General features: G+C 62.0%; 27 protein-coding genes and 1 pseudogene. 14 read left to right on the forward strand and 14 right to left on the reverse strand.

Going from position 1 to position 24,131, the window contains the following annotated elements; genetic code table 11:
• Positions 1-26: 26 nt before the first annotated feature.
• Positions 27-1,010 (reverse strand): DUF1852 domain-containing protein, encoded by a 984-nt coding sequence (locus M2361_RS05130; protein WP_259246638.1) that lies wholly within the window; start codon positions 1,008-1,010, stop codon positions 27-29.
• Positions 1,011-1,113: 103 nt separating this feature from the next.
• A complete protein-coding gene (msuE, locus tag M2361_RS05135; protein ID WP_259246639.1) occupies positions 1,114-1,695 on the reverse strand; it encodes an FMN reductase in 582 nt (193 codons plus the stop codon).
• Positions 1,696-1,836: 141 nt separating this feature from the next.
• Between msuE and M2361_RS05140 the strand changes: the two genes are divergently transcribed.
• Genes M2361_RS05140 through M2361_RS05155 form a run of 4 tightly spaced genes read left to right on the forward strand, consistent with a single transcriptional unit; the run spans position 1,837 to position 4,310 of the window.
• Entirely contained in the window at positions 1,837-2,760 is a 924-nt protein-coding gene (locus tag M2361_RS05140) for a LysR family transcriptional regulator (RefSeq protein WP_259246641.1), read from the forward strand.
• Entirely contained in the window at positions 2,757-2,879 is a 123-nt protein-coding gene (locus tag M2361_RS05145) for a hypothetical protein (protein ID WP_259246642.1), read from the forward strand. Before M2361_RS05140 ends, M2361_RS05145 begins: the two co-directional genes overlap by 4 nt.
• A 56-nt stretch (positions 2,880-2,935) precedes the next feature.
• Positions 2,936-3,610 carry a hypothetical protein gene (locus tag M2361_RS05150; RefSeq protein ID WP_259246644.1) on the forward strand — a complete coding sequence of 225 codons (675 nt, stop codon included), beginning with the start codon at positions 2,936-2,938 and terminating at the stop codon, positions 3,608-3,610.
• Entirely contained in the window at positions 3,603-4,310 is a 708-nt protein-coding gene (locus M2361_RS05155) for an RES family NAD+ phosphorylase (protein WP_259246653.1), read from the forward strand. The genes M2361_RS05150 and M2361_RS05155 overlap by 8 nt, the downstream gene beginning before the upstream one ends.
• 42 nt (positions 4,311-4,352) lie before the next feature.
• On the opposite strand, the pseudogene M2361_RS05160 reads toward M2361_RS05155, so the two are convergent.
• Positions 4,353-4,583 (reverse strand): annotated as a pseudogene (locus tag M2361_RS05160) (MerR family DNA-binding protein); the annotation flags it as partial.
• Between the two features lie 157 nt (positions 4,584-4,740).
• Here M2361_RS05160 and M2361_RS05165 point away from each other — a divergent pair.
• From M2361_RS05165 to M2361_RS05180, 4 genes are read left to right on the forward strand one after another with little or no spacing between them, the layout of a single operon-like run.
• Positions 4,741-5,730, forward strand: a complete 990-nt coding sequence (locus tag M2361_RS05165; protein ID WP_259246655.1) for a DMT family transporter — start codon at positions 4,741-4,743, stop codon at positions 5,728-5,730.
• The gene (locus M2361_RS05170) at positions 5,727-6,443 is read left to right on the forward strand and encodes a glutathione S-transferase family protein (RefSeq protein WP_259246658.1); all 717 of its coding nucleotides are present in this window, start codon (positions 5,727-5,729) and stop codon (positions 6,441-6,443) included. The genes M2361_RS05165 and M2361_RS05170 overlap by 4 nt, the downstream gene beginning before the upstream one ends.
• Position 6,444: 1 nt before the next feature.
• Positions 6,445-7,239, forward strand: a complete 795-nt coding sequence (locus M2361_RS05175) for an SDR family oxidoreductase (RefSeq protein ID WP_259246661.1) — start codon at positions 6,445-6,447, stop codon at positions 7,237-7,239.
• A gap of 51 nt (positions 7,240-7,290) precedes the next feature.
• On the forward strand, positions 7,291-7,890 hold the full coding sequence (locus tag M2361_RS05180; RefSeq protein ID WP_259246662.1) for a TetR/AcrR family transcriptional regulator: 600 nt from the start codon (positions 7,291-7,293) through the stop codon (positions 7,888-7,890).
• Between the two features lie 144 nt (positions 7,891-8,034).
• On the opposite strand, the gene M2361_RS05185 is transcribed toward M2361_RS05180, so the two are convergent.
• Positions 8,035-8,916, reverse strand: a complete 882-nt coding sequence (locus M2361_RS05185; RefSeq protein ID WP_259246664.1) for a LysR family transcriptional regulator — start codon at positions 8,914-8,916, stop codon at positions 8,035-8,037.
• Between the two features lie 132 nt (positions 8,917-9,048).
• Between M2361_RS05185 and M2361_RS05190 the strand changes: the two genes are divergently transcribed.
• Both M2361_RS05190 and M2361_RS05195 read left to right on the forward strand, forming a co-directional pair.
• On the forward strand, positions 9,049-9,795 hold the full coding sequence (locus M2361_RS05190) for an SDR family NAD(P)-dependent oxidoreductase (RefSeq protein ID WP_259246665.1): 747 nt from the start codon (positions 9,049-9,051) through the stop codon (positions 9,793-9,795).
• A 145-nt stretch (positions 9,796-9,940) separates the two neighbouring features.
• Entirely contained in the window at positions 9,941-11,485 is a 1,545-nt protein-coding gene (locus tag M2361_RS05195) for a Fic family protein (protein ID WP_259246669.1), read from the forward strand.
• A 58-nt stretch (positions 11,486-11,543) separates the two neighbouring features.
• On the opposite strand, the gene M2361_RS05200 is transcribed toward M2361_RS05195, so the two are convergent.
• From M2361_RS05200 to M2361_RS05225, 6 genes are all read right to left on the reverse strand, one after another.
• Positions 11,544-11,894 (reverse strand): nucleotide pyrophosphohydrolase, encoded by a 351-nt coding sequence (locus M2361_RS05200; protein WP_259246670.1) that lies wholly within the window; start codon positions 11,892-11,894, stop codon positions 11,544-11,546.
• A 128-nt stretch (positions 11,895-12,022) separates the two neighbouring features.
• Positions 12,023-12,985, reverse strand: coding sequence for a PDR/VanB family oxidoreductase (locus tag M2361_RS05205; RefSeq protein WP_259246672.1), 963 nt, complete (start codon positions 12,983-12,985; stop codon positions 12,023-12,025).
• Positions 12,986-12,987: 2 nt separating this feature from the next.
• Positions 12,988-14,154 carry an aromatic ring-hydroxylating dioxygenase subunit alpha gene (locus tag M2361_RS05210; RefSeq protein WP_259246673.1) on the reverse strand — a complete coding sequence of 389 codons (1,167 nt, stop codon included), beginning with the start codon at positions 14,152-14,154 and terminating at the stop codon, positions 12,988-12,990.
• Positions 14,151-15,719 (reverse strand): BCCT family transporter, encoded by a 1,569-nt coding sequence (locus M2361_RS05215; RefSeq protein ID WP_259246675.1) that lies wholly within the window; start codon positions 15,717-15,719, stop codon positions 14,151-14,153. The genes M2361_RS05210 and M2361_RS05215 overlap by 4 nt, the downstream gene beginning before the upstream one ends.
• 233 nt (positions 15,720-15,952) lie before the next feature.
• The gene (locus M2361_RS05220; RefSeq protein ID WP_259246676.1) at positions 15,953-16,405 is read right to left on the reverse strand and encodes a MaoC family dehydratase; all 453 of its coding nucleotides are present in this window, start codon (positions 16,403-16,405) and stop codon (positions 15,953-15,955) included.
• Positions 16,406-16,495: 90 nt separating this feature from the next.
• Positions 16,496-17,077: a TetR/AcrR family transcriptional regulator gene (locus M2361_RS05225; RefSeq protein WP_259246677.1), complete on the reverse strand. Its 582-nt coding sequence runs from the start codon at positions 17,075-17,077 to the stop codon at positions 16,496-16,498.
• A gap of 229 nt (positions 17,078-17,306) precedes the next feature.
• Here M2361_RS05225 and M2361_RS05230 point away from each other — a divergent pair, with 229 nt between their 5' ends.
• Both M2361_RS05230 and M2361_RS05235 read left to right on the forward strand, forming a co-directional pair.
• Positions 17,307-18,395: an alkene reductase gene (locus M2361_RS05230; RefSeq protein ID WP_259246678.1), complete on the forward strand. Its 1,089-nt coding sequence runs from the start codon at positions 17,307-17,309 to the stop codon at positions 18,393-18,395.
• Positions 18,396-18,467: 72 nt separating this feature from the next.
• On the forward strand, positions 18,468-19,250 hold the full coding sequence (locus M2361_RS05235; RefSeq protein ID WP_259246679.1) for an SDR family oxidoreductase: 783 nt from the start codon (positions 18,468-18,470) through the stop codon (positions 19,248-19,250).
• Positions 19,251-19,363: 113 nt separating this feature from the next.
• Here the strand turns inward: M2361_RS05235 and M2361_RS05240 are convergent, their stop codons facing one another.
• From M2361_RS05240 to M2361_RS05250, 3 genes are all read right to left on the reverse strand, one after another.
• Positions 19,364-19,768, reverse strand: coding sequence for an Hsp20/alpha crystallin family protein (locus M2361_RS05240; protein WP_259246680.1), 405 nt, complete (start codon positions 19,766-19,768; stop codon positions 19,364-19,366).
• A gap of 29 nt (positions 19,769-19,797) precedes the next feature.
• Positions 19,798-20,238 carry an Hsp20/alpha crystallin family protein gene (locus M2361_RS05245; protein WP_259246681.1) on the reverse strand — a complete coding sequence of 147 codons (441 nt, stop codon included), beginning with the start codon at positions 20,236-20,238 and terminating at the stop codon, positions 19,798-19,800.
• 219 nt (positions 20,239-20,457) lie between these two features.
• Positions 20,458-21,345, reverse strand: a complete 888-nt coding sequence (locus M2361_RS05250; RefSeq protein ID WP_259246683.1) for a LysR family transcriptional regulator — start codon at positions 21,343-21,345, stop codon at positions 20,458-20,460.
• An 82-nt stretch (positions 21,346-21,427) separates the two neighbouring features.
• On the opposite strand from M2361_RS05250, the gene M2361_RS05255 reads away from it, so the two are divergent.
• Both M2361_RS05255 and M2361_RS05260 read left to right on the forward strand, forming a co-directional pair.
• Positions 21,428-22,138 carry an SDR family NAD(P)-dependent oxidoreductase gene (locus tag M2361_RS05255; RefSeq protein ID WP_259246684.1) on the forward strand — a complete coding sequence of 237 codons (711 nt, stop codon included), beginning with the start codon at positions 21,428-21,430 and terminating at the stop codon, positions 22,136-22,138.
• 48 nt (positions 22,139-22,186) lie between these two features.
• Positions 22,187-22,426: a 4-oxalocrotonate tautomerase family protein gene (locus M2361_RS05260; RefSeq protein ID WP_100856092.1), complete on the forward strand. Its 240-nt coding sequence runs from the start codon at positions 22,187-22,189 to the stop codon at positions 22,424-22,426.
• 46 nt (positions 22,427-22,472) lie between these two features.
• On the opposite strand, the gene M2361_RS05265 is transcribed toward M2361_RS05260, so the two are convergent.
• On the reverse strand, positions 22,473-24,086 hold the full coding sequence (locus M2361_RS05265; RefSeq protein WP_100856091.1) for an NAD(P)/FAD-dependent oxidoreductase: 1,614 nt from the start codon (positions 24,084-24,086) through the stop codon (positions 22,473-22,475).
• Positions 24,087-24,131: the final 45 nt, after the last annotated feature.

A 24,131-nucleotide genomic window follows, 5' to 3' on the forward strand; every position in this document is an offset into this window, starting at 1 on the left:
GTTGTTCTCGTCTGTTTTTTGAATGATTAGTGGGCGTAGTTGGCGGCCCAGCTTTCCAGCACGTGCTTGTAGGGCTTGATGAAGTGCTCTTCCGTGAACTTTCCCTGCTTCACGGCGAGTTGGCTGCGCTCATCGCGGTCATAGACAATCTGCGTCAGCGAGTAATCCTGATTCTTCAGGCTCGGTTGATAGACCTTCCCCGCGGCGGAATTGGCGTTGTAGATCTCGGGACGGTAGATTTTCTGGAACGTTTCCATCGTGCTGATGATGCTGATCAGCTCAAGGTTCGTGTAGTGGCCCAGCAGGTCGCCCTGAAAGTAAAAGGCCAATGGTGCGGCGCTGCCCGGGGGCATGAAGTAACGGACCTGCAAGCCCATTTTTTCGAAGTACTGGTCCGTCGGCGAGAATTCGTTCTGCTGATATTCAATGCCCAGGATGGGGTGCTGATTTTCAGTGCGCAGGTACGTCTTGCTGCTTGAGGCGCTGATGCAGATGACCGGCGGCTTGCTGAAATGCTCTTTGTAAGCGCTGGAACTGACAAAGTGCTTGAACAGCTTGCCGTGCAAATCGCCGAAACCGTCAGGCGAGCTAAAGCTGGATTTGTTCTTGTTGTGCTCTTGCAAAAGCACGCTGAAGTCGTAGTCGCGCACGTACGAAGAGAAGTTGTTCCCGACGATCCCTTCGATGCGTTCGTTGTTGTGGCGGTCAACAATATTGGTCTTCAAGATTTCAATCAGCGGAAACGCATCACTGCCGCCGTTGGCGGCGATGTTCATTTCAACGGAGATGATGTCGAGTTCGACCGTGTAGCGATCCCCCCTGGGGTTGTCCCAATGCGCCAGGCTATTGAAGCGCCGGTCGATCATCTTCAGCGTGTTGCGAAGGTTCTGCTGGCGACTCGTGCCCCGCGCCAGATTGGCGAAGTTGGTCGTGATGCGCGTGTTGTCGGAGGGCTGGTAATTTTCATCAAAAGGAATGCTCTTGATGTTGAATGTGAAGGCGTTGCTCATGGTGTTGGCGTGTGCTGATTTTGGCGAAAGAATTACAGAGTCCGGCTGCTGCTTGGCGGCGGACGCTATCGCCGCTGCGGGCGGCGCTTGAATTGGCTTTGCGTCAGGCTGCCACCGCTTCTTGTGCGGCGGCGGTGCGTGGATGGCGCATCAATTCGATCAAGGGCAATGCGCGCTGTACCGCCAGTCGGGCCCGTTCGATCAGGGCCATGTCCTGCACGCGGTAGTCGACAAAATCCTTGTCGGTGGCGTAGACGCCCAGCGGCAAGGTGCGTGCCTGGAAGAAGCTGAACAGCGGCCGCAACTGGTGATCGATGATCAGGGCATGGCGTTCGCTGCCGCCGGTGGCCGCCAACAAGACGGGCTTGTCGATCAGGGCGTCCTGATGAATGAAGTCGAAGAAGTGCTTGAACAGCCCCGTGTACGAGCCTCGATAGACCGGGGTTGTCACCACCAGGATGTCCGCTTGTTCGACCGCGCCAAGTTCGCGCTCTACCGTGTCGGGCAATTGCGAGCGCCAGACGGCGCCGGCAAGTTGCGGGGCCAGCTCACCCAGTTCAACCAGGTGTTGTTCGCACGGTATATCGTCGGCGATCAGATCCAGCAGGTGTTCTGCCAGGGCCGCTGACTTGGAGGGGCGTTGCAGTCCGCCGGAAACTGCGACTAGACGGAGTGGACGTGTCATCTTTGCTTCACATGAATGGATCTACCCGGCGCCGCATCTGTTTGTGCAGTTGCAGCATCAAGCTGGAACCGCATGCTAGAGGAGGGTAACGATGAAGTAAAATGGTTTTATTTCACTAATCCATGAGCAGGAATCATCTGAATGCTTGAGCGCATCCACCTCAGCATCGTCCAGCAGGTCGAAAAGCAAGGGTCGTTGACGGCCGCCGCGGGCGTGTTGAACCTGACCCAGTCGGCCCTGAGCCACAGCATGAAGAAGCTGGAGGTGCAGCTGGGCACCGACGTCTGGCTGCGCGAAGGTCGAAGCCTGCGCTTGACGCAGGCCGGCCAATACCTGTTGGCGGTGGCGAACCGCGTGCTGCCGCAACTGGACCTGGCCGAAGAGCGCCTGGGCCAATTCGCGCAGGGCGAACGCGGCGCGCTGCGCATCGGCATGGAATGCCACCCTTGCTATCAGTGGTTGCTGAAGGTGGTTTCACCGTATCTGGCGGCCTGGCCTGACGTGGATGTGGACGTCAAGCAGAAGTTCCAGTTCGGCGGGATCGGCGCGCTGTTCGGCTACGAGATCGACCTGCTGGTGACGCCCGACCCGCTGTTCAAGCCGGGCCTGAAGTTCGAGCCCGTGTTTGACTACGAGCAGGTGCTGGTCGTGCCCAAGGGCCACCGCCTGGCAACGGCTGCGTACGTGAAGCCGCAGCAGCTGACGCAGGAAGTGCTGATCAGCTACCCCGTGGACATCGAGCGGCTGGACATCTACAACCAGTTCCTGCTGCCGGCCGGCGTTACGCCCAAGCGCCATAAAGCCATCGAAACCACCGACATCATGGTGCAGATGGTGGCTAGCGGACGCGGTGTGGCAGCTCTGCCGCGCTGGCTGGTCGAGGAATACGCGGCCCGGATGGATGTGGTGCCGGTGCGGCTGGGCGTACGCGGCATCGCCAAGCAGATCTTTCTTGGCGCGCGCGAGGCGGACAGCGCCATTGACTACGTGCGGGCCTTCATCGAACTGGCCCGCCATCCGGCCACCGACCCGCCGACCGCCGTGGCGCAAGAAGCCAATGAATGAACTTCACCGGGGTAGGCAAACCGCTTGCCAAGCGGTTTGGCGTGCCAAGTAGTGATGTCCTGGATTTTCTCTCATACGACTATGGCAGCCAGCAACTGAAGGTTTTCCTCGCCATTTAAGTTATAGAAGATATGTTATGGTGGCGTAATTCTTATAACTATGACGGAGCTCAGCCATGGGCGTCGTACAAGACCATCCTGGGGTCTCCACCCTTGTGGGTACCCCGAAGCAAGCACAGGACTACCTCCGAAAATCCCACGCCGATCAGGTGGTGGTGCTTGCATTCGAACATGTCGATAACGCCTCGCTTTCGACTGTTGCCCAGAACATGTCCAGCGTCGCGGAATCGATGCTTGAGCTTTTCCTTAAGCGGCAGGATCGGGAGCTTGTCGAGCGCTTGGTTGATGCCCTGGTGCCCCGCAAGCCCGCGTCGCCCCAGCTTCTCAAGGAAGCGATGATGCTGGCTCGGGCTCGCATGGCTGTTCTTGAAAGTGGAGACTGGCTCACAGCAGCCGAAGTGGCCCAGTTGGCAGGCCTGAGCACCGTCAACCCTAGCGCGCAGCCAAACAAGTGGAAGAAGCAGGGGCAGATATTTGCCATTCATCACAACGGCGTTGACTATTTCCCAGCCTATGGTCTGGATCGGGAGGCCAGCTTCCGTCCGTTGAAAGCGCTGGCCAGGATCATTAAGGAATTTGACGGGCACAAGGATGCTTGGGGCATGGCCTATTGGTTCCTGTCCGCCAATAGCTTCCTGTCAGGTAAGCGGCCGCAGGACTTGCTGGCTGCTTTGCCGGATCAGGTGATCGATGCCGCTCGCGATGAGGTGCAGGAGGTCGCACATGGCTAACCGCCGTAGCCGTTCTGCCGATTCGGTGTTGATGTCGGTGGAAGGTCACCTCGACAGCACCACGCCGACACCTCCTGAAGTCCTTCACGCGACCATAAAAACGCTAGAGGCTGGAACTATCCTGCACCGCGTTCACCAGGGGAAATACCGGGCGGACCAGTTCAACCCTGGCACTCAGGGGAACGCGCGCTTCAGTCCTATTCGGGATGCCCAAGGCGCACCGATTCCGACGCTCTACGGTGGTGCGACCATGGACTGCGCCATGATGGAGACGGTATTCCACGATGTTCCGCACGCGCCAGGTTTCAAAACTCTGGATAAGCGCAAACTGGAGGGTCAGGTTCACTCATGTGTCGAAGTCACCCAGGACCTGCAGCTCGTCGATTTGGCTAGCGTACCGTTGCGCAAACTGGGCGTGACCCGTAGGCAGCTTATCGATACGGAAAAAGATCAGTACCCGGCCACCCGCCAATGGGGGGCAAGGCTTCACGCGAAGCATCCACGGGTGCAGGGCTTATCTTGGATTTCTCGACAAGATGACTCCGCTCGGGCGGTGGTTCTGTTTGGGGATCGAATCGCCGACGGAACACTGCGCCCGGATAGTGAGTCGCGCAGCTTGATGGACGATGTCGGGGCGTACGACGCGTTGTTGGATCTTGCGGGGCGGTTGGGCGTGCTTATTGTTCCAGGCAATAGCTGAAAGAACTGGGTAGGTGCAGGCCTCCGCACAATCCGCGGCGGTTCAATCCTCCCTGCCGCCTTCAATCAACATCGACCTTAGTCGCTGGCGCTGCTTTTCCAGCGCCGCTATCTGCTTCTTCAGTATCGCCAGCCGCTTACGCTTCGCGACCGTCATATCCGCACATGCCTTCGCCCCTTCGATCAGCAACATGCAATCCGGAAAGCTGCGGATTTTATCCAAACTGAAGCCGGTGGCGATCAATCGCTGTATCTGCTTGACCTGCGTGACGGCCACTGCCTCGCAACACAGCGTTAGCCGTTCATCGGCACGGCACCAATATCAACGCTGGTTTGTTTTATAGCGACCGATATATAATTCCCCAGACATTGCACGGCACCTGCAACGCAAGTGCCTTCGTCAACCAGCTTGCCCCGGGGGAGGCCACCGCATGACGCAACTTGCCGACCCCATCCAGGATGCCGCCATCGGACCCGCTGCCACGTCTCACCCCCAGCAATCCTCTCGCAAAACCCTCCAAGGTCTCTGCTGGGCCGCCCTTAGCGTGCTGATCTTCGCCGGCTGGTTTGTGGTGACGCGCTTTAGCGTGACGCGCGAACTGCGCTTGTGGGATGTCACCGCGCTGCGATTCGGTATTGGCGCCCTCATTCTCTTTCCCGTATTGCGGCGGGGTTCCAGGCGCATGTCTGCCAAGCAATGGAGTGAAGGACTGCTGTATGCCTGCCTGTGGGGCATGCCCTTCGTGCTGGCGGTGGCTTTGGGTTTACAGCTAACGTCCGCCGGGCGGGCAGCGGCAGTGGCGCCGACATTGATGCCGGTTTTCGTTGGCCTGTTTGCGTGGGTCTTCCTGAAAGAAAAACCAGGCAGGGCGCGGTCGCTCGGCTATCTGGCCATCGTTATCGGTCTGATCTGCATGATCGCGGGCGGAGCCTCTGCGCACGGTGTTGCGAACCCGGTGGGCATCTTGGCGCTGATCACTGCCGCCGCGATGTGGGCCGTTTATACGTTGCTGTTTCGGCGCAGCGCGTTGACGCCGGTGCAGGCCGCGGCGTTGATTTGCTTCTGGTCGGCCGTGCTGTTCCTGCCGGTCTACCTGTTTGCCGGGCTCAGCCGCCTTGCCTTGGCGTCGCCTGGCGAAATCGGTTTGCAGGCGTTCTATCAGGGCGTCTTGATGAGCGGCGTGGCCATCGTGTCCTTCAACAGATCCGTTGCGCTGCTGGGGCCGTCGGCCGCCACGGCCATCATCGCCTTGATCCCGGCGGTTGCCGCGCTGACCGCCATTCCCGTCCTGGGTGAGCTGCCGTCGTGGGAAGAGGGCGTTGCCCTTCTTGCCGTGGTCGGCGGCGTGCTTCTGGCCGCCCGTCCCAAGCGCAAAGCCGCAGTCCCATCGACCACCACCGTAGCGAGGAACCCGCCATGATCCGTTTTTACTTTCATCCGACGCCCAACCCCGCAAAGATCGCGCTTTTCCTGGAAGAGACCGGGCTGGAGTACGAAGCCGTGCCGGTGGACACCAGCAAAGGCCAGCAGCACACGCCAGACTTTCGGGCCATCAATCCGAACGGCAAGGTGCCGGCCATCGTTGATACCGACGGCCCTGGCGGCAAGGAAGCGCGCGTGTTCGACTCGACGGCCATCCTGATCTATCTGGCCGACAAGACCGGCAAACTGACAGGCACGCCGGAGGATCGGCCGGAGTTGCTGTCATGGCTGTTGTTCATTGCATCGGGCCTGGGCCCGTTCTCTGGCCAGGCGGTGCACTTTCAGTTCGCCGCGCCGGATGGCCTGGACTATGCCGTCAACCGTTACCGCCGCGAGGCCGAGCGGCACTACCAGGTGCTGGACGAGCACATGAAGGGGCGCGAGTTCATCGTCGGCAACAGCTTCACCATCGCGGATATTTCGGCTTGGGGCTGGCTTGATCGGGCCTCCCGCGTCTTTAAGGGCGCCGAAGACCCGCTGGCGCCGTTCCCGGAACTGAAGCGCTGGTTCGCCAGTGTGGATGCGCGCCCAGCCGTTGCGCGCGCCCGGGCGCTTAGCAAAAGCCACCAGTGGAAAACGGTCAACGACGACGAGACCAAGCGGGCGTTGTTCCCGTCGAACTTTCCCCCCGCGTCGTCACAAGGAGCCTGAGATGGATCTGAAGAACAAACGGGTTCTGATCACAGGCGGATCAAGCGGCATCGGCCTTGCGCTGGCCCATGCGTTGACGGCGCGCGGCGCCAGGGTGGTCATTACGGGGCGGCGGCAAAGCGTGCTGGATGATGCGCTGCGCGGTCTGGATTCAGCCACGGGGGTTTGCGCCGACGTAGGAACAACCGAAGGACGCATCGCCACGCTCGACAAGGCCGTTGCGGCCTTGGGCGGGCTCGACATCCTGATCAACAACGCGGGCGGCGTGCGCGCTGGCCGTTTGGAAAATACGGCAGAGGCCGACATCGAGCAGATGGTGACCGTGGACCTGCTTGCGCCGATCTTGCTGACCCGCGCCGCGATCCCGGCCTTGCGGGCCAGCGGTGATGCCATTGTGGTGAACGTGACCTCTGGCATTGCGCTGGTGGGCGCGCCGTTCTACACGACCTACGCAGCGGTGAAAGCGGGCTTGGCGCATTTCGGCGAGTCCCTTCGGCGCGAGCTTAAAGGCGAAGGCATCCATGTGTTGACGGCCTATCCGGGCGGGACCGACACGCCCATGATGCAATCCAACCGCGCCGGCCCGGAACTGGGGTTTTCGCGGGAGCCTGCTTCCGCGGTGGCCGAGGCCATCGTCCAGGGAATCGAGACGGACGCTTTCGAGGTCATCCGAGGCGGCGAGACACGCGCGCAGATGATCGCACTGAACCGGCAGGATCCCGCCGCCGTTGATGCACGGTTTCTGACGCTCAAGCCCGCGCTGGAAGACGCGGTCAAGGACCACAGCGCACTATGATGGCGTCGCCTTTCCCTGTTCGCTGTGCGAAGCAGCCGCTAAGGAGACCCCATGGCGCGCCCAAGAGAGTTTGACGAAGCGGCGGCGCTTGATGCCGCCATCGAATGCTTCTGGTCGCGCGGCTTTGAGGCGACGTCGGTTCGCGACCTGACCGCTGCGATGGGGATCGTAGGCCCCAGCCTGTACAACACGTTTGGCGACAAGCGCACTCTGTACCAGCGGGCGCTTGCGCATTACGTCGAGCGTGGCTTTTGCGAACGGGTCAGGCGCTTTGAGTCGCAATTGACGCCTCGCGAGGCTATCGGCGCGTTCTTTGACGAGATCATCGAGCTATCGCTGGCGGACGAACAGCGCAAGGGTTGCATGATCGTGAATTCGGCGCTGGAGCTGTCTCCGCACGATGCCGAGTTCCAGCAGGCGCTAGCGCTTGTGCTGCGGGATATGGAAGCCTTCTTCCTGCGCTGCGTGCAGGCGGGTCAAGCGGCCGGCACCATCAACGCCACGCAGTCGGCAGAGGATCTTGCGCGCATGCTGCTCGGCTTGCTGATGGGCCTGCGCGTGCTGGCGCGTTCGCGACCGGAACCGGAGTTGTTGCGCGGTTTGGTTCGGCCCGCGCTGGCCTTGCTTGACGACGCCAGCCCGGCCCGTTGATCAAACGGAAGAACGACGTAAATTCGCTCAACCGTGCCAGTGTGAGCAACGGATCACGCTGCAGAAGTTGCCGCGATGGAAGTGCGGCTCTTTGTCAGAGGTCAGGTCGCGGTCGAACGTCTGGGTCCGAAAAATAGCGTTCTGTTAAGGCTGCGCGCGTTGTGCTTCAGTCGCGGCATCCGACAGCAGCGCATCCGCGATATCCAACATCGCTCGCAGACGATCCATGTGCCGCAGGTCGTGGTGGTAGCCCACCCATATATCCCTGCTTGGCGGCTGGTCCGGCACTTCGATGCGCTGCAATCCCGGCACGGCATCGCCAAGCGGTCTGGGCAGCACGGCGATACCCATGCCGCGTGCGCACATTTGCGCTTGAACGGCCCGGCTTGTGCTGGTGAAAACGCGGGGTGACTGCGGAAACCTATCCAGCAGCCACGCGACATCCGGAAAGTGGGACTGTGCCGTATTCATCAGAATCAGTCCCACTGAAGACGGATCGTGCTGCATGGTGGTTGCGGTGTCCGCCGAACCATAAAGGCCGTAGGAAACCGTCATCAGGCGGCGTTGAACAATGTCTGGTTCGGTAAAGGGCACGATGCGAAAAGCCACGTCGGCTTCGCGGCGTGACAGATCGAGCAGCCGGTAGCTGGCAATCACCTCGGGCACGACGGCCGGATGGCGGCGGGTCAGCTCGGCCAGGACAGGCGCCAGCACATAGCCCGCAAACCACTCGGCCGACGATATTCGCAAGATTCCCTCAAGCCGCTGGTGGTTGCCCGCCAGCCGTCTTTCCATAGACAGCGCGGAATTCTCCATGGATTCCGCCAACGCCATCACGGCGTCCCCCGCGTCCGTCAGCACCAGTCCGTCTCTCGTTCTGCGAAACAGTGCTTGTTCGGCTTCGTCTTCAAGCGCCTTGATCCGGCGGCCCACGGTGGGATGGCTCACGCCCAAGCGCCGCGCGGCTTCGCCAAAGGATTGGCCGCGGGCCACCGCCAGAAAGATCCGGACGTCGCTCCATTCCATGCTGTGATTTCCGTTCAAAACTGAACGGCAAATATACAGAAATGGCAGTTCGCAAACAATTCTATTCCGATCACCATGACGGCTTCGCCGAGCTGGACCATCCCGGCCCAGCCGATTCTGGAATCGCAAGTCATGAGCAAGTTGAAAGACAAAGTCGCCTTGATAACGGGCGCATCGAAGGGCATTGGCGCGGGCATCGCGCGTCGGCTCGCGGCGGATGGCGCGAAGGTCATCGTCAATTACGCTTCAAGCCGAAGCGGTGCCGACAAGGTGGTGGCCGACATCGAAGCCGCTGGCGGGACGGCGGTGGCGGTGGCTGCGGATGTCACCAAGCAGGCGGACGTCGAGGCGCTGGTCGGGTCGGCCATCGAGCACTTCGGGCGGCTGGACATCGTGGTGAACAACGCGGGCATCTACCAGTTCGCCAAGATCGAAGACACCACCGAAGCCCTGTACCGACAGCAGTTCGATATCAACGTGCTGGGTACGCTGCTGGTTGCCGGCGCCGCCGCGCGGCATCTGGGCCAGGGCGGCAGCATCATCAACATCAGTTCCAACGTGACGAGCGTGCAGCCCGCCGAGAGCGCCATCTACACCGGCACCAAGGGAGCCATTGACGCCATTACCGGCGTGCTCGCGCGCGAACTCGGGCCCCGAGGCATCCGCGTCAACGCGGTCAACCCCGGCCTGATAGAAACCGAAGGTACTCATACCGCCGGGGTGATGGGTTCGGACTTCGAGGCGTGGAACGTAGGCCAGACGCCGCTGGGCCGCGTCGGAAAGGTTGAGGATATTGCGTCGATCGTCGCGTTCCTGGCGTCCGATGAGGCGGGGTGGGTGACAGGCGAGGTGATTCTGGGGTCGGGAGGGATGCGCTGATAGGAGGGAGGCGTAGGGTCTTGATAGCGATGCACGCTGTTCTTGGTGCATTCTCCGGCGATGTGTGACAGTATTCCGTTATCATTTTTTTGGGTTTTCCACTAAAAATAAACGTTTTTTGTGGCCCGTGACGGATTTTCATCACATGCGGATCGGTTTGAAAGCCCTGGAGGCCAGGTTTGGCATTACGTCGGCGCAGCCGCTGCGTGTGACCTCGCTCGTTGGTACTGTCCGTGCGACGCGAGAGTCGCCCCAGGGAATCGAAAACCAATATCCCGCTGTATACCGGCCTGCCGACACCTTTGCCGGGCACTTTGAGTTCGGGCTGAAGTACGAGGAGATCCATCTCGAATTCTTCGCCCGGCTCTTCACGGCCAGCGGACCCCAGCCGCTAGAGGAATGGTGCCGAGCCGAGCCGTTCGGACAGTATGCGCGCCGGGCTGGCTTTTTCTACGAATGGCTCACCGGTCAGCAACTTGATGTCCCGGATCTGGCCGGCGGAGCCTACGTTGATGCCATCTCCGATGATGCCTACGTCACGCGCACCAAAGCCGCTCGCGATCGTCGTTGGCGGATCAACAACAACCTGCCGGGTACGCCAGTTTTTTGCCCCATCATTCGTCGCTCTCAGGTCCTGACTCAAGCGTTGCAGTTCAACCCGCTTGAGGCGCTCACGGAATTGGATAGGCAGTTTGGCGAAGACGTGCTGAGACGCGCTGTCGTCTGGCTCAAGCTCAAGGAATCGCGGGCGAGTTTCCAGATTGAGCACGAGGCCGACCAAACAGATCGGGTGAAGCGGTTTGCCCACGTCATGGGCGAACACTGCGGCAAGCTGGACGAGCCACTAGGTATCGACAGCTTGATCGTGCTGCAAAAGGACATTCTCGGCGCTGCGGCATTGCGGCTGGGTGTGCGCCAATCGCCGGTCTTCGTCGGCCAGGCCACCATGCGCGAGGACATCGTCCACTATATCGGCCCGCATTTCTCGGTGCTGGATGAGATGCTGACAGGGCTGCAAGCCTTCGAGCAGATGACCCGCGGACGCGAGTCGCTGGCGCGCGCGGCGGCCATCGCATTTGGGTTCGTCTACCTCCACCCGATGAGCGACGGGAACGGCCGTATTCACCGCTTCCTGATCAACGACACACTCTTGCGCGATGAGGCCATTCCGGCGGGGGTGATCCTGCCTGTTTCGGCGACCATCACCAGCGTGCGCGAGTTCGGCCATGGTTATGACCGCGTGCTGGACGTGTTCTCGAGCCCATTCATGCGGCGGTACGACTCTGCCTATCATTTCGGCAAGATGGTCGAATACGAAGACGGCGTCAGGTCAAACTTTGTGTTCGATGCTTACGACGACGCCAAATCGGCTTGGCGCTACCCGGACCTTACCGAGCACGCGATCTACACCGCTCAGCTTGTGGCTCACACCATCCACCACGAAATGGCGGACGAGGCGCGTGTGCTGGTGCGGTTCGAGCTTGCACAGCAGCGCATCAAGGACGTACTGGAAATGCCGGACGCGGACGCTGTGCGCATAATCCGGTCGGTCAAGGAATACGGGTGGCGCATCTCGGGAAAACTCGTGAAGGAGTATCCGATACTCGACGACAAGATACGCGCCTTGCGCGTTATCGAGGCCGTGCAGTCCGCGTTCGAGGATCGGGACCCGTCACCCATCGTCGAATGACCCGCGATTAAACATCGCAGATCAGGATGGCATGAACGATGCCGGCCTGGCCAACCACTCAAAGCTCATCGTATTTCTTGCTGCTACCCCGGGCGCGGTCGGCGGGGTACTTCTGTGCGTTCAGCGGAATCTTCGCCTGCGCGGCTTTCACGGGGTCGATACCGAGCACGTTGCTGAGTTGGATGAGGTAAAGGAGCACATCCGCGATCTCGCTGCCCACCGCTTCGAGTTTCTCTGGGGAAAGCGCGCGGCTTTGTTCTTCCGTCAGCCACTGGAAGTGTTCGAGCAGTTCGCCCGCTTCCACGATCAGCGCGGACGCCAGGTTCTTGGGCGAGTGGAACTGCTCCCAATTGCGGGCCTGGGCAAATTCGCGTTGTTGCTGGCTAAGGTCTTGAAGGGTATCGGTCATGGTGTCGACAGGGGTGAGGTGGGCAACTGGATGCGGTATTTATCGGCCATTTTCGCGCATCTCCGTAGCTCTGAATTCAGCGCACAGTCGCGCCTTGGCAGTCGGCGCGCCTCCCCTTACTCCTCCCCTTACAAATCAAGCACAATCCTGCTTCCCTTGGCGCTGGACACGCAGATCAACATCGTCTTCTGCGCGGCCTTTTCCGCGTTGCTGAGATATTGGTCGGCGTGTTCGGCTTCGCCTTCCAGAATGCGGGTCTCGCAGGTGCCACATACGCCTTCGCGGCACAGGCATTCCACCGGCACGGTGCTGTCGCGTTCGATGGCGTTCAGGATGGACTCGCCGGCGGCCACCTCCACTGTCTTGCCGGACTTCGCCAGCACCACGGTGAAAGCGCCGCCCATTGGCTTGGGCGCGGTGAACTGTTCGACGTGCACGCGCGCCGACTCAACACCGACGGCTTGCGCGGCACCGCGCACGGCATCGATCAGTGGACCGGGACCGCAGACGTAGGCGTGCGCGCCGGGTTCCATGCCGCCCAGCAGGCCCGTCAGGTCCAGCCGCTGGCCCTTGCTGTCGACATGGAAGTGGACGTGATCCCCACAAAGCCGGGCCAGCTCATCCCGAAAGGCGCCGTGTTCGTCAGCGCGGAAGGCGTAGTGCAGTTCATACGAAGCGCCACGCTGGTGCAGGTCATGCAACTGCGAGATGAATGGGGTGATGCCGATGCCGCCCGCGATCAGAACGTGGTGACGGGCGGTCTTGTCCAGGGCGAACAAGTTGTTCGGGTAGGTGATGCTGAGTGTGTCGCCTTCGGCCACCTTGTCATGCAGGAAGGCAGACCCACCCTTGGACGGCGTTTCGCGACGCACGCCAATCTGGTAGCTACCCAGCGCGTGGGGCGAGCTCATCAGCGAGTAGGCATTGTTGTACTGACGGCTACCGTCGCGCAGTTGCACGATGATGTGACTGCCCCCCGAGAAGGGTGGCAACGCGCCGCCGTCCAGGGCTTCCAGGGTGTAGCGCTTGATCAGCGGAGTCACGGGCTCGATGCGCGTAACCCGTACGAGCAGGGTCGGATGGGTGGCCATGTTCAGGCGGGGGCGCGGTGGAGCGCCGACGCGGGGGTGTCGGCAGACAAGGTGCCCTTGTATTCGGTCGCCAGCTTGCGGTGAAAATGTACGATGCCGTGTTCGCTGATGCCGCTGCGCTGGCGATCAACCATGATGCGGCCTTGGCCGCGATAGCCCCTGGACTTCAGCCCCTTCTGCACGCTTTCCACCAGGCGCAGGTCTTCGGGGCGGAACACGTCGCGGTACCACTCAACCAGCGTCTGCTGCTCGTCGGTGAGTTCCTTGTTCAGAAAGTAAATCTCGTAGTGCTGCAACGTGACGCCCGCGCTGGCGGGGAATTCATAGATTACGGTCATGAAGTCGGCGCCCGGCGGCACGTTGAACATGGTGCATGGCCACGCCCAGAATCCGGCAAAACTGGGGTCCTTTACCGAGGCATCCACCTTGAAGGATTTTTCCGACGACTTGGCCAGGCCGAATTGGAGCGTCCAGTTGCCGTGCATCGTGTGCTGGTATTTGTCTACCTGGACAGAGTCCGCGAAGCTGGGGTGCACGGGGCCGCAGTGGTAGCACTCCAGGTAGTTGTCGACGATGGACTTCCAGTTGGCGGGCGTTTCCGTGACAAAGCGCGCGGCCAGGTGCAGGTCGTCCACTACCGGGCAGGCGACGCGCAGGCGGGCAGCAAGGCCGGGGAGTTGATCTTCAACGGAGCCTGCGTTGGGGTTCATGTTGATAAAGACGAAGCCGGCGGCTTCTTCGACCCGGACGGGCACCAGGCTGGCCTTGTCGCGGTCGAAGTTGGGCACGTTGTCGCAGTTGCGGGCCAGGGCCAGCTCGCCATCCAGCTTGAAGGTCCAGGCGTGATACGGACAGGTGATGACATTCTTGGCGCGGCCGCTGCCTTGCATCAGTTGATGGCCCCGGTGCGGGCAGACGTTGTAGAACGCCCGCAGGATGCCGTCGCGGTCGCGCAGCACGATGATGCTTTCGCCGATGATCTCGCGCGTGACGTAGTCGTTGGGCGCGGCCAGTTCACTGCGGTGGGCCACGCAGATCCAGGCGTTGGCGAAGACCTTTTCCCTTTCGTAGTCGAACACGGCGTCCTTCGTGTAGTACGAGGCGGGCAAGGTCCAGGCGTTTTCTTCGTCGGCGCAGAAGTTGGCGGGCAGTGGGGTGGTGGGGTTCATGATGATCTCCAGGGAAAAAAAGCCGCTTGGGCGGGCGTTTCGATCAGGTGGGCGGGGGTGTCGCCGTAGTCCTGTATCAGCCAGCGGAACAGGCCAAACAGCTTGATGGCGAGGATGAACAGGAACGGGATGGCGGTCAGCACCACGGCTGTCTTCATCGTTTCCAGCGACGCCTTGGTGAACAACATCGCAAGCGGCACCAGCGTCAGCGCTATGCACCAGAAGACGCGGCTGGTGGGGGTGGGGTCTTCGCCTTCGGACAAGTTGCGGGTGGTGGTGGCCGCCACGGCGTAGGCGACGGCATCCACGTGGGCCGCCAGGAAGACGATCATGATTGCCAGGTACAGGGCCAGGAACAGCCAGCCGGCCGGCAGCGAGCTCAACAACATTTCCACCGCCGTTTCGCCACCGTGTTCTTTCAGGATGCGCGGCACGTCGATGGCGCCCGACAGGAACTGGTGCATGGAGTAGCTTTCCAGCGCCCCGAAGAAGAACCAGCATCCGGCGCTGCCGCCCAGCAAGAGCGCGTAGATCACTTCCTTGATCTTGCGGCCCTTGGACACGCGGGCCACAAACATCGCCACGCCCGGTGAATACGACACCCACCACAGCCAATAGAACACCGTCCAGCCTCGGTTGAAGGCGCCGTCGCCGGCCGGGTCGGTGAAGAGGCTCATGCGCACGTAGTTCTGCAGCATCAGGCCCAGGCCGTTGACGATGTTGTTGCCGGAAAACTGGGTTGGCCCCACAACAAGCACCACGGCGGCCAGCAGCAATGCGCCCCAACAGACCAGATGGCTCAAGCGCTTCATGCCGCTGGCGATGCCGATATAGGCGCTGGCCGAGAACAGCGCCGACACGCCGACGATCACGATCACTTGCATGCTGAAGGTGTCGGGCGTGCCCAGCAGGCTGGACAGCCCGCGCGTAAAGGTGGATGCCGTCAGGGCGATGGACACCGTCAGCGCGCCGAACATGGTCAGCAGGAAGATCAGATCCACCGCGCGGCCGACCGGACCCGTGGCCCGAAACCCCGTGATGGCCTGGATGATGGACGCCAGGTTCAAGCCCGTGTTCTTGCGCACATGAAAGTGATAGGCCATGGCAAGCGAGGGCAGGGCGTACACCGCCCAGGCGCTCAGGCCCCAGTGGAAGAAGGAATAGCTGATGCTGTATTCCAGCGCCTCGCGCGAGCCGGCGGGCACGTTAAGGCCCGGCGACTGGTAGTAATAGGCCCATTCCATCACGCCCCAGTACAGCGTTGACGACCCCATGCCGGCGCAGATGAACATGAAGATCCACGACAGCGTGGAATATTCAGGCTTGCCTTCGCCCAAGCGCACGTTGCCGTACTTGCTGAACGCCAGCCCGATGCAGGCGATGACACAGCCGAAGACGAATATCTGGATAAGGGATCCGAACGAGCGCGTGGTCCAGTCAAACAGCACGGTGGCGGTGGCGGCCGCTTCGGCGGGCCACAGAACCATGGCGATGACGGTAAGCAGCACGGCGGTAAGCGTGCAAAGGGTCAGGAACCCGTCGCGGCGTGGCGCGGATGTTTTCACGTTGTCTCCTCCGATGCGTCGTTGCGCACGGGTTCTTGTCGTATGTAAACCGAGGGTTTACATGAACTATTAATTAACAAGTAAACGACCGAACTTTAGGGAGAACGTTGTCCACGCACAAGCATCGCGCCGAAAGCGGCGCGTTTGTAACGACTAGTGTTTGTCACACCCCGCGATGGCGTCGGGGGCATGAAGGAAGGCGGCTTGCGTTTCGCCTGACTTTGCGCTGGCGGTCAGCCCCCGCGACGCTGCACCACCAGATTGCTGACGAAGATCTGCACCACTTCATCGTTCTGATTCAACGTTGTCGTGCGCGCTTTCACCAAGCCTTGCTGGGGCCGGGTCTTGGACGGCCGCACTTCAAGCACTTCGCTTTCAATCCGCAATTCGTCGTCCGGGCGCACGGGAAGCGGCCAGCGGATTTCGTCCACGCCGGCGCCGATGATGCCGCCCGCGGGTTTGAATTCGCTGGCGACCAACAACTGCATCGTCAGCGCGGCGGTGTGCCAGCCGCTGGCGGCCAGGCCTTTGAATAGCGTGGCGCTGGCGGCCTCTTCGTCCACGTGAAAGGGTTGCGGGTCGAATTCGGATGCAAAGGCCTTGATGCGCTCGCGGGTGACGCGCACGCGGGCGGTGCCGATAAAGCGTTGTCCGGGGCTCAGGTCTTCCAGGTAGTGCGGGGGCATGGGGTTTGGCTCCATCCAATGGGCAATGAATTCAGGGCAATGAATTCAACGCAACGAATACAGGGCAACGAATTCAGGGCAACGGAAACGTCAAGCGGCGGCTTTCGGCGTCAGGGACGCAATCAATTCACTGCGGCAGGCCTCCAGGATTTCGTCGGCCAGCGGGGAATCATCGGGGCAGGCGCGCGACAGTGCCACCGCTCCAATCACGTGGGCAAGCAAGTCGATGCGTTTGGCGCGGGCGCGTTTTGGGTCCGCGTCCTGCGGCGCGGCGTCGTCCCGGCCCAGCACGGCCAGCATGTCTTCGATGCCCGCCGCAAAGGTGGCCTTGACGTCGTCTGATTGGCGCGCGGCGTCGCCGCACAGGGCGGCCATGGTGCAACCGGCGCTGCGCCCGTCGCGGTGCGCGCGTGATACGTAGACGCTGATGAACTTGGCCAAGTCCATGTCGCCCGTCATGGCCAGGGATTGCGACAGCCCCGACGCGGCCGTCTCCGCCATCAGGTCGGCCTTGGACCGGAAGTGTTTGTAGAAGCCGCCGTGGGTGAAACCAGCGGCCGCCATCAATTCGGCCACACCCACGCCGTCGTAGCCGTGCTCTCGGAACAGGGCCGATGCGGTCTCGACGATATGCGCCCGGTTGGCCTGCGCCTGCGCCTTGGTGACTCTCATTCTCTGTCCCTCATTCGTTGTTTCTCACTTCGCGGCCCACATCGCGTGCCTCGTTGATCAATGCAGTGCCCAGGACGTGAATATACATTGATGTCGATCATCATCAAAGTACTTGACGATTTAGATGTTGATCATCATCATTAACGCCGTTAGCGCATCCAGCGCCAGCGCAACAGGCCAAGCACGCACTTTCGGCCTTGGCGCTCAACCCTCTTCGATGGACCCGACCATGACCGACAACGCTTTGTTCCAGCCCTACCAACTGGGACCCCTGACGCTTTCCAACCGCATCGTGATGGCGCCGCTGACGCGCAACCGCGCCGAGGCGGGCTTCGTACCCAGCCGGTTTGCCGCCACGTACTACAGCCAGCGCGCCTCCGCGGGCTTGTTGATTGCCGAGGCAACGCAGATTTCGCGGCAGGGGCAGGGCTATCAAGACACGCCGGGGATCTACACGCCCGCGCAGGTCGAGGGATGGCGCCAGGTGACGCAAGCCGTGCACGCCAAGGGCGGCAAGATCTTTCTGCAGTTGTGGCATGTGGGCCGCGTGTCGCACGTGGACTTGCAAGAGAACGGAGCCGCGCCCGTGGCGCCGTCCGCCATCCGGGCCGAGACCAAGACGTTTGTGAACAATGGCTTTGTACCGGTGTCGACGCCGCGCGCGCTGGCGTTGGAGGAACTGCCCGGCATCGTCAACGATTTTCGCCAGGCGGCGGCCAACGCCATCGCGGCGGGCTTTGACGGCGTGGAAGTTCACGGCGCCAACGGCTATCTGCTTGAACAGTTCGCCAAGGACGGCGCCAACCACCGCGACGATGCTTACGGCGGCTCGGTGCAGAACCGTGCCCGGCTGTTGCTTGAAGTCGTCCAGGCGGTGGCCGCAGAGGTTGGCGCTGACCGCACAGGCGTGCGGATCTCGCCGGTATCGCCCGCCAATGGCATCTCGTGCAGCGACCCGCAGGCGCAGTACGACTACATTGCCGACCAACTGAATGCGCTGGGCGTGGTCTATCTGCATGTGGTGGAAGGCGCCACGGGCGGCCCGCGCGACGTGGCGCCGTTTGACTACGATTCGCTGCGTCGGCGCTTCAAGAAGACCTATATCGCGAACAACGGCTATGGCCTGGACCTGGCTGCTACCCAGCTTGCCCAGGGCCATGCCGACCTGTTCGCATTCGGGCGTCCGTTCATCGCCAACCCGGACCTGGTCCAGCGCCTGAAGACGGACGCGCCGCTGGCGCAGTTGGACCCGGCCACGCTGTACGGCGGCGGCGCGGAAGGCTACATCGACTATCCGGCGTTGGCTGACGTGCGCTGAGCCGCATTGACTCCTCTTGACCCGCTGCGCATCGCGGCGGGGTCCATTCCCACTTACAAAGAGAGCTGCAAGATGAATTCCTCCACAGTGTTGATTACCGGCGCGTCCTCCGGCATTGGCGCAACCTATGCCGAACGCTTTGCGCGGCGCGGCCATGATCTGGTGCTGGTGGCGCGCGACCAAACCCGGCTTGACACCCTGGCCGCGCGCTTGCGGCAAGACCATGGCGTTGCGGTCGACGTGCTGGTGGCAGACCTGACGCGCGACGACCACATCGAAGCCGTCGAGGCCAGGCTGCGCGATGACGTCCGCATCCAGATCCTGATCAACAACGCGGGCGCCGCGCAGACGGGCAACTTTGTGGCGCAAACGCCCCAGGCGGCCGGCCAACTGGTGGCGTTGAACACGACGGCCCCAACGCGGCTGGCCAGCGCCATCGCGCCGCGCCTGGTGCAAGCGGGCACGGGCGCTATCGTCAACGTGGGGTCGGTGGTTGGCTTCATGCCGCAGTTCGGCATGGCGGTCTACGGCGCAACCAAGGCCTATATGTTGTTCCTGTCGCAGGCCTTGCACGAAGAGCTGTCGCCCGCCGGCGTCTATGTGCAGGCTGTGCTGCCCGCCGCCACGCGCACCGAGATCTGGCAACGCGCGGGCATCGATATCAACGCGCTGCCGGAAGTGATGGATGTGGGCGAATTGGTGGACGCCGCGCTAGTTGGCTTTGACCGGCGCGAAACGGTGACGATCCCGCCGCTGCATGAGGCGTCGCGCTGGGAGGCCTTGGACGGCGCGCGGCAGGCGCTGTTGGGTGACATCAAGATGGCCAGCGCGGCGGCACGCTATCAACCGTCTTGATGCGTCGCGACCGCGCGGCTGCGGGAGCGGCCGCAGTTGTGCCTGGGTTGTGCCCGGGTTGTGCCTGATATTGCGCCCGGCATGCGCCGGGCGCAAGGCTACCCGCCTGGAAATCAAGTCACGTTGACCGAGATTTTTCGCGGCTGCGCTTCGCGCAGGCGCGGGATCTGCAAGGTCAGCACGCCGTGCTTCAAGTTGGCGGTGATGTTGTCCTTGTCCAGGTCATGGCCCAGCGTGAAGCTGCGGCGGAACAGCGGTTCGCGCAGCTCGTTGTGCACCAGCCGCACCTCGGCCGGCACCTGCACCGCGGCTTCGCCTTCGATCAGCAGTTCGTTCGACTGCACCTTGATCGATAGCCTGTCCTTGGACACGCCCGGCAGGTCCGCCAAGAGCGTAATGCCGGTGGCGTTCTCGTAGATGTCCACGGCGGGCAGGGTGGCGGGGCGGTTGCTGTCGTTCGCGACCTTGGCCAAGGACTCCGAGCCGCGCGTGGCGGTCAGTTGGTTCCGTTCTTCCATGATGGTCCTCCTGTGTCGTCAACGTGCGTTCATTGGATGGAGATCAGGCGCGGCTTGGCCGATTCGCGCTTGCCGATCGAGATGCAAAGGCAGCCGTCGGTGTAGCGCGCCTGGATGTTTTCCGGGTCGGCGTCGCTGGGCAGTTCCACCACGCGGCTGAAGCGGCCACGCGCGCGTTCGCGGGCATACAGGGTGGTTTGCCCGGCAGGTTCCTCTTCGCGCCGTTCGCCGGAAATGGTCAGCAGGCCTTTTTCCATGGTGACCTCAAGCGCTTCCGGATCCACGCCGGGCACGAAGGCCACAACTTCAATGGAATCGGCGCAGGCGCCCACGTTCACGGGCGGAAAATCCCCGCGCGCGGTGGAGCGCAGGTTGGAAGGCGCGGTCGAGGACCGCAGGATTTTGTCCAGTTGCTGCAGGGTGTCCAGGGCGGAACTGATGCCGCTATCGAAAAATGGATACGTTGCCATGTTCGTCTCCCGATAAGGTCTGGTTCAGACGGCGTCTGGCATTGCGGCTGGGGAAACCTGTGCTGCGCTGCCTCGCCATAGCGCAAAAGTGGTAGCGGGTTGGCAGGCTTCAAGAGTGGGGTTTGATTGATTTCTTCAATCAAGTCAGACGGAAAAATTGCTGATTTTTAGCAACGCAATTTCAAGGGGGAAATTTTTGGCGCCACCTTGCTGGCGGAGTCAGGCGTCGAACAAGGCGCGCTCGTTGTCGAAGACCTCAACCAGGTAATCAACAACCGTGCGGATGGGCGGATCTTTACGGTCTTGCCTGCGCGTCAGCAACACGATTTCGCGCGGTGGCGGTGCATCATCCAGCGTGCAGGCTTGCAGCCCTGGCGTCGTGCGTCCAAGGTAGTGCGGCAGTAGGGCAATGCCCACGCCAGACTGCGCCGCCAAGGCTTGCGCCGCCTGGTTATTGGCCCGAAAAGCCAGACGTGCCCGAGGGAAATGCCGTGCCAGCCAGGCGGCTTCGGGCAGATAGGCGTTGGCCTCGTCGAAGCCGACAAACACCGGTTCGGCGCCGCTTGCTATCCGTTCGCAACACGCCGCATCGCCGTAAAAGCCATACGCGATGTGCCCCAGCGGCTTCGCAATGAAGTCACCATCCTGGGGGCGGCCCAGCCGTACCGCGATATCGGTGACATGCCGTTCAAGGCTTACCGAGCGCAAGTCGGTGGCCAGCTCAATATCGATGCCGGGATGCCGCAGCCCCAGCCTGGCTAGCCGGCTGACAAGAAACCCCTGCGATAGCGCGGGCGGGGCGTTGACCCGGACCAGGCCGCGTAACGCGTTGTCCGCACCGGCGCGTCCCAGGGTGTGGACCGCGGCTTCCATGTCGCTTGCCGCCGCCAGCGCGCGGCTGCCGGCGGGGGTCAAGACGTAGCCTTCGGGCCGGCGTTCGACCAGTTTTTCGCCCAGGGTGGCTTCCAGCGACTGGAGGCGCCGCGAAATTGTCGAATGGTTGGTTGATAGCGCCCGCGCGGCGGCCGAGAGACTGCCGTAGCGACCTAGCGCGAGGAATACGCGGATGTCCTGCCAGTCGGGCTCTGTGCGTTTTTTATCAGCCATTGGGCAAGAATAGCGGATTTTCGATCAGCGCCAATACGCCTAATGTTCCTCTCACATCAACCCCATCTGTGAAGGAAACATCATGAGCAATGAACGGAAAGTCGCCATCGTCACGGGCGCATCGCAAGGGCTGGGCGCGGGTATCGCCCAGGCATTCCTGGATCGCGGCTACCGGGTCGTGGGAACGTCGCGGTCAATCCAGCCGTCGGACGATCCCAACTACCTGACCATCGCCGGGGATATCGGTGACCCCGCCACGGGCAAGGCTGTCGTGGAACAGGCGTTGGACCGCTTCGGCAGGGTGGACACGCTGGTGAACAACGCCGGCATTTTCATCGCCAACGCCTTTACCGCCTATACCGAACAGCAATACCGAGACATGCTTGCCACGAACCTGGCGGGCTTCTTCTACACGACGCAACACGCCGTGGAGGCGATGCTGAAGCAGGGCGGTGGCCACATCGTGCAGATCACCACGACGCTGGTCGATCACGCGAATTCCAACGTGCCGTCGGTGCTGGCGTCCTTGACCAAGGGGGGCCTGGCCGCCGCCACGCGTAGCCTGGCCATTGAATATGCAACCCGGAATATTCGCGTCAACGCGGTGTCGCCGGGCATCATCAGGACGCCCATGCATGCGCCCGACACGCATCAGGCCTTGGCGGCATTGCACCCCATGAAGCGTTTGGGGGACATCGCCGATGTGGCGCAGGCGGTACTGTATCTGGAGGATGCCGGCTTTGTGACCGGCGAGATCCTGCATGTTGATGGTGGACAGGTGGCGGGCGCCTGAGGGCCAACCCCCAATCCGTGGCAACGTTTGGTTCAAAGGAGAACAACCATGCCCTACGTGAATATCAAAGTTACCCGCGAGGGCACAGCGCCCGGTGCCGCGGCAACGACGCCCGAACAAAAGCGGGCGCTGATCAAAGGCGTCAGCGACCTGCTGTTCGAGGTGCTGGGCAAGCCGCATGCGTCAACCTTCGTGGTGATTGACGAGGTGGAGCTGGAGAACTGGGGGGTAGGCGGCGTAACTGTGCCCGAATACCGGGCGCAACTTGCCAAGGCGGACAAGTCGTAGCGGCCCGCCTTGGCCGGCTTGACCCTTAGCCGCCGATGGGGGTTGCTTACCCCTGGCGGCCCATGATGCTCAACGCCACCGCTTCAGCAATCTTGATCCCGTCCACGCCCGCCGACAGGATCCCGCCCGCATACCCCGCGCCTTCGCCCGCCGGGAACAGCCCTTGGGTGTTGATGCTTTGCAGCGTGTCGTTGTCGCGCTTGATTCGCACCGGCGACGACGTGCGCGTTTCCACGCCGGTCAGTACGGCGTCGTGCATGCCGAAGCCCTTGATGGTCTTGTCGAAGGCGGGCAGCGCTTCGCGAATGGCGGTGATGGCGAAGTCGGGTAGCGCCGTGGCCAGGTCGGTCAGGTGCACGCCCGGCGTGTAGGACGGCAGCACGGAACCGAATTCCGTCGACGCCTTGCCCGCGATGAAGTCGCCCACCAACTGGCCGGGCGCGCTGTACGTTTCACCGCCCAGCACGAAGGCCTGCGATTCCCATTTGCGCTGGAAGTCCACGCCGGCCAGCACGTGTTCCGGGTAGTCTTGCTCGGGCGAGATCCCCACCACGATGCCTGCGTTGGCATTGCGTTCGTTGCGGGAATACTGGCTCATGCCGTTGGTGACGACGCGGTTCGGTTCCGACGTGGCGGCCACGACGGTGCCGCCCGGGCACATACAGAAGCTGTACACCGAACGCCCATTGCTGGCGTGATGCACCAGTTTGTAGTCGGCCGCGCCCAGGATGGGGTGGCCGGCGCTGGGGCCGAAGCGCGCCTTGTCGATCAGCGACTGCGGGTGCTCGATCCGGAAGCCGATCGAAAACGGCTTGGCTTCCATGAACACGCCCTGCTCATGCAGCATCTGGAAGGTATCGCGCGCGCTGTGGCCGATGGCCAGCACCACGTGATCGGCTTCGATGTGTTCACCACTGGCCAGCGTGACGCCGGTGACCTGGCCGTTTTCGCGTTGCAGCGTTTCCACCTTGCTGGAAAAGCGCACTTCGCCGCCCAGCTTGGTGATGGTGTCGCGCATGACTTCCACCATGCCCACCAGCCGGAACGTGCCGATGTGCGGCTTGCTGACGTACAGAATTTCTTCCGGCGCGCCGGCCAGCACAAATTCCTTCAGGACCTTTTCGCCGTAGTGCTTGGGGTCTTTGATCTGGCTGTACAGCTTGCCGTCCGAGAACGTGCCCGCGCCGCCTTCGCCAAACTGCACGTTCGACTCGGGGTTCAGGATGCGCTTGCGCCACAGGCCCCAGGTGTCCTTGGTGCGTTCCCGCACGGCCTTGCCGCGTTCCAGGATGATGGGCTTGAAGCCCATCTGCGCCAGCACCAGGCCGGCGAACAGGCCACAGGGGCCGGTCCCGATCACGATGGGGCGCTTGGCCAACGTGGCGGGCGCCTGGGCGACGAATTTGTATTCGGTGTCGGGCGTGGGCTTCACATGACGGTCGTCATGAAAACGAGCAAGCAGCGCCGCTTCATTTTCAACGTCGATATCCAGCGTATAGGTCAGCAGGATATTGTGCTTTTTGCGCGCATCGTAGCTGCGCAAAAAGATGGTGAAGCCATGCAGGTCGCTAGCCGGAATGCCCAGTTTCTTAAGAATCGCGGCGGGCAATTCTTCGGGCGTGTGGTTCAACGGCAGCTTGATTTCGGTCAGTCGCAACATGCTTCGGTCCAGAGGGTGGGCGATCACAACGTCGCCAAACGCGGG

Source organism: Achromobacter sp. JUb104, assembly GCF_024806975.1.
Taxonomy (GTDB): Bacteria; Pseudomonadota; Gammaproteobacteria; order Burkholderiales; family Burkholderiaceae_B; genus Achromobacter; species Achromobacter spanius.

Excerpts from the sequence above, each read along its gene's own strand:
- M2361_RS05225 (WP_259246677.1), bottom strand. The coding sequence starts at position 17,077 with ATGAGAGTCACCAAGGCGCAGGCGCAGGCCAACCGGGCGCATATCGTC.
- M2361_RS05240 (WP_259246680.1), bottom strand. The coding sequence starts at position 19,768 with ATGGAAGAACGGAACCAACTGACCGCCACGCGCGGCTCGGAGTCCTTG.
- M2361_RS05170 (WP_259246658.1), top strand. The coding sequence starts at position 5,727 with ATGATCCGTTTTTACTTTCATCCGACGCCCAACCCCGCAAAGATCGCG.
- M2361_RS05235 (WP_259246679.1), top strand. The coding sequence starts at position 18,468 with ATGAATTCCTCCACAGTGTTGATTACCGGCGCGTCCTCCGGCATTGGC.
- M2361_RS05230 (WP_259246678.1), top strand. The coding sequence starts at position 17,307 with ATGACCGACAACGCTTTGTTCCAGCCCTACCAACTGGGACCCCTGACG.
- M2361_RS05260 (WP_100856092.1), top strand. The coding sequence starts at position 22,187 with ATGCCCTACGTGAATATCAAAGTTACCCGCGAGGGCACAGCGCCCGGT.
- M2361_RS05165 (WP_259246655.1), top strand. The coding sequence starts at position 4,741 with ATGACGCAACTTGCCGACCCCATCCAGGATGCCGCCATCGGACCCGCT.
- M2361_RS05155 (WP_259246653.1), top strand. The coding sequence starts at position 3,603 with ATGGCTAACCGCCGTAGCCGTTCTGCCGATTCGGTGTTGATGTCGGTG.
- M2361_RS05200 (WP_259246670.1), bottom strand. The coding sequence starts at position 11,894 with ATGACCGATACCCTTCAAGACCTTAGCCAGCAACAACGCGAATTTGCC.
- M2361_RS05195 (WP_259246669.1), top strand. The coding sequence starts at position 9,941 with ATGCGGATCGGTTTGAAAGCCCTGGAGGCCAGGTTTGGCATTACGTCG.
- M2361_RS05250 (WP_259246683.1), bottom strand. The coding sequence starts at position 21,345 with ATGGCTGATAAAAAACGCACAGAGCCCGACTGGCAGGACATCCGCGTA.
- M2361_RS05180 (WP_259246662.1), top strand. The coding sequence starts at position 7,291 with ATGGCGCGCCCAAGAGAGTTTGACGAAGCGGCGGCGCTTGATGCCGCC.
- M2361_RS05205 (WP_259246672.1), bottom strand. The coding sequence starts at position 12,985 with ATGGCCACCCATCCGACCCTGCTCGTACGGGTTACGCGCATCGAGCCC.
- msuE (WP_259246639.1), bottom strand. The coding sequence starts at position 1,695 with ATGACACGTCCACTCCGTCTAGTCGCAGTTTCCGGCGGACTGCAACGC.
- M2361_RS05175 (WP_259246661.1), top strand. The coding sequence starts at position 6,445 with ATGGATCTGAAGAACAAACGGGTTCTGATCACAGGCGGATCAAGCGGC.
- M2361_RS05245 (WP_259246681.1), bottom strand. The coding sequence starts at position 20,238 with ATGGCAACGTATCCATTTTTCGATAGCGGCATCAGTTCCGCCCTGGAC.
- M2361_RS05185 (WP_259246664.1), bottom strand. The coding sequence starts at position 8,916 with ATGGAATGGAGCGACGTCCGGATCTTTCTGGCGGTGGCCCGCGGCCAA.
- M2361_RS05150 (WP_259246644.1), top strand. The coding sequence starts at position 2,936 with ATGGGCGTCGTACAAGACCATCCTGGGGTCTCCACCCTTGTGGGTACC.
- M2361_RS05210 (WP_259246673.1), bottom strand. The coding sequence starts at position 14,154 with ATGAACCCCACCACCCCACTGCCCGCCAACTTCTGCGCCGACGAAGAA.
- M2361_RS05190 (WP_259246665.1), top strand. The coding sequence starts at position 9,049 with ATGAGCAAGTTGAAAGACAAAGTCGCCTTGATAACGGGCGCATCGAAG.
- M2361_RS05130 (WP_259246638.1), bottom strand. The coding sequence starts at position 1,010 with ATGAGCAACGCCTTCACATTCAACATCAAGAGCATTCCTTTTGATGAA.
- M2361_RS05140 (WP_259246641.1), top strand. The coding sequence starts at position 1,837 with ATGCTTGAGCGCATCCACCTCAGCATCGTCCAGCAGGTCGAAAAGCAA.
- M2361_RS05145 (WP_259246642.1), top strand. The coding sequence starts at position 2,757 with ATGAACTTCACCGGGGTAGGCAAACCGCTTGCCAAGCGGTTTGGCGTG.
- M2361_RS05220 (WP_259246676.1), bottom strand. The coding sequence starts at position 16,405 with ATGCCCCCGCACTACCTGGAAGACCTGAGCCCCGGACAACGCTTTATC.
- M2361_RS05265 (WP_100856091.1), bottom strand. The coding sequence starts at position 24,086 with ATGTTGCGACTGACCGAAATCAAGCTGCCGTTGAACCACACGCCCGAA.
- M2361_RS05255 (WP_259246684.1), top strand. The coding sequence starts at position 21,428 with ATGAGCAATGAACGGAAAGTCGCCATCGTCACGGGCGCATCGCAAGGG.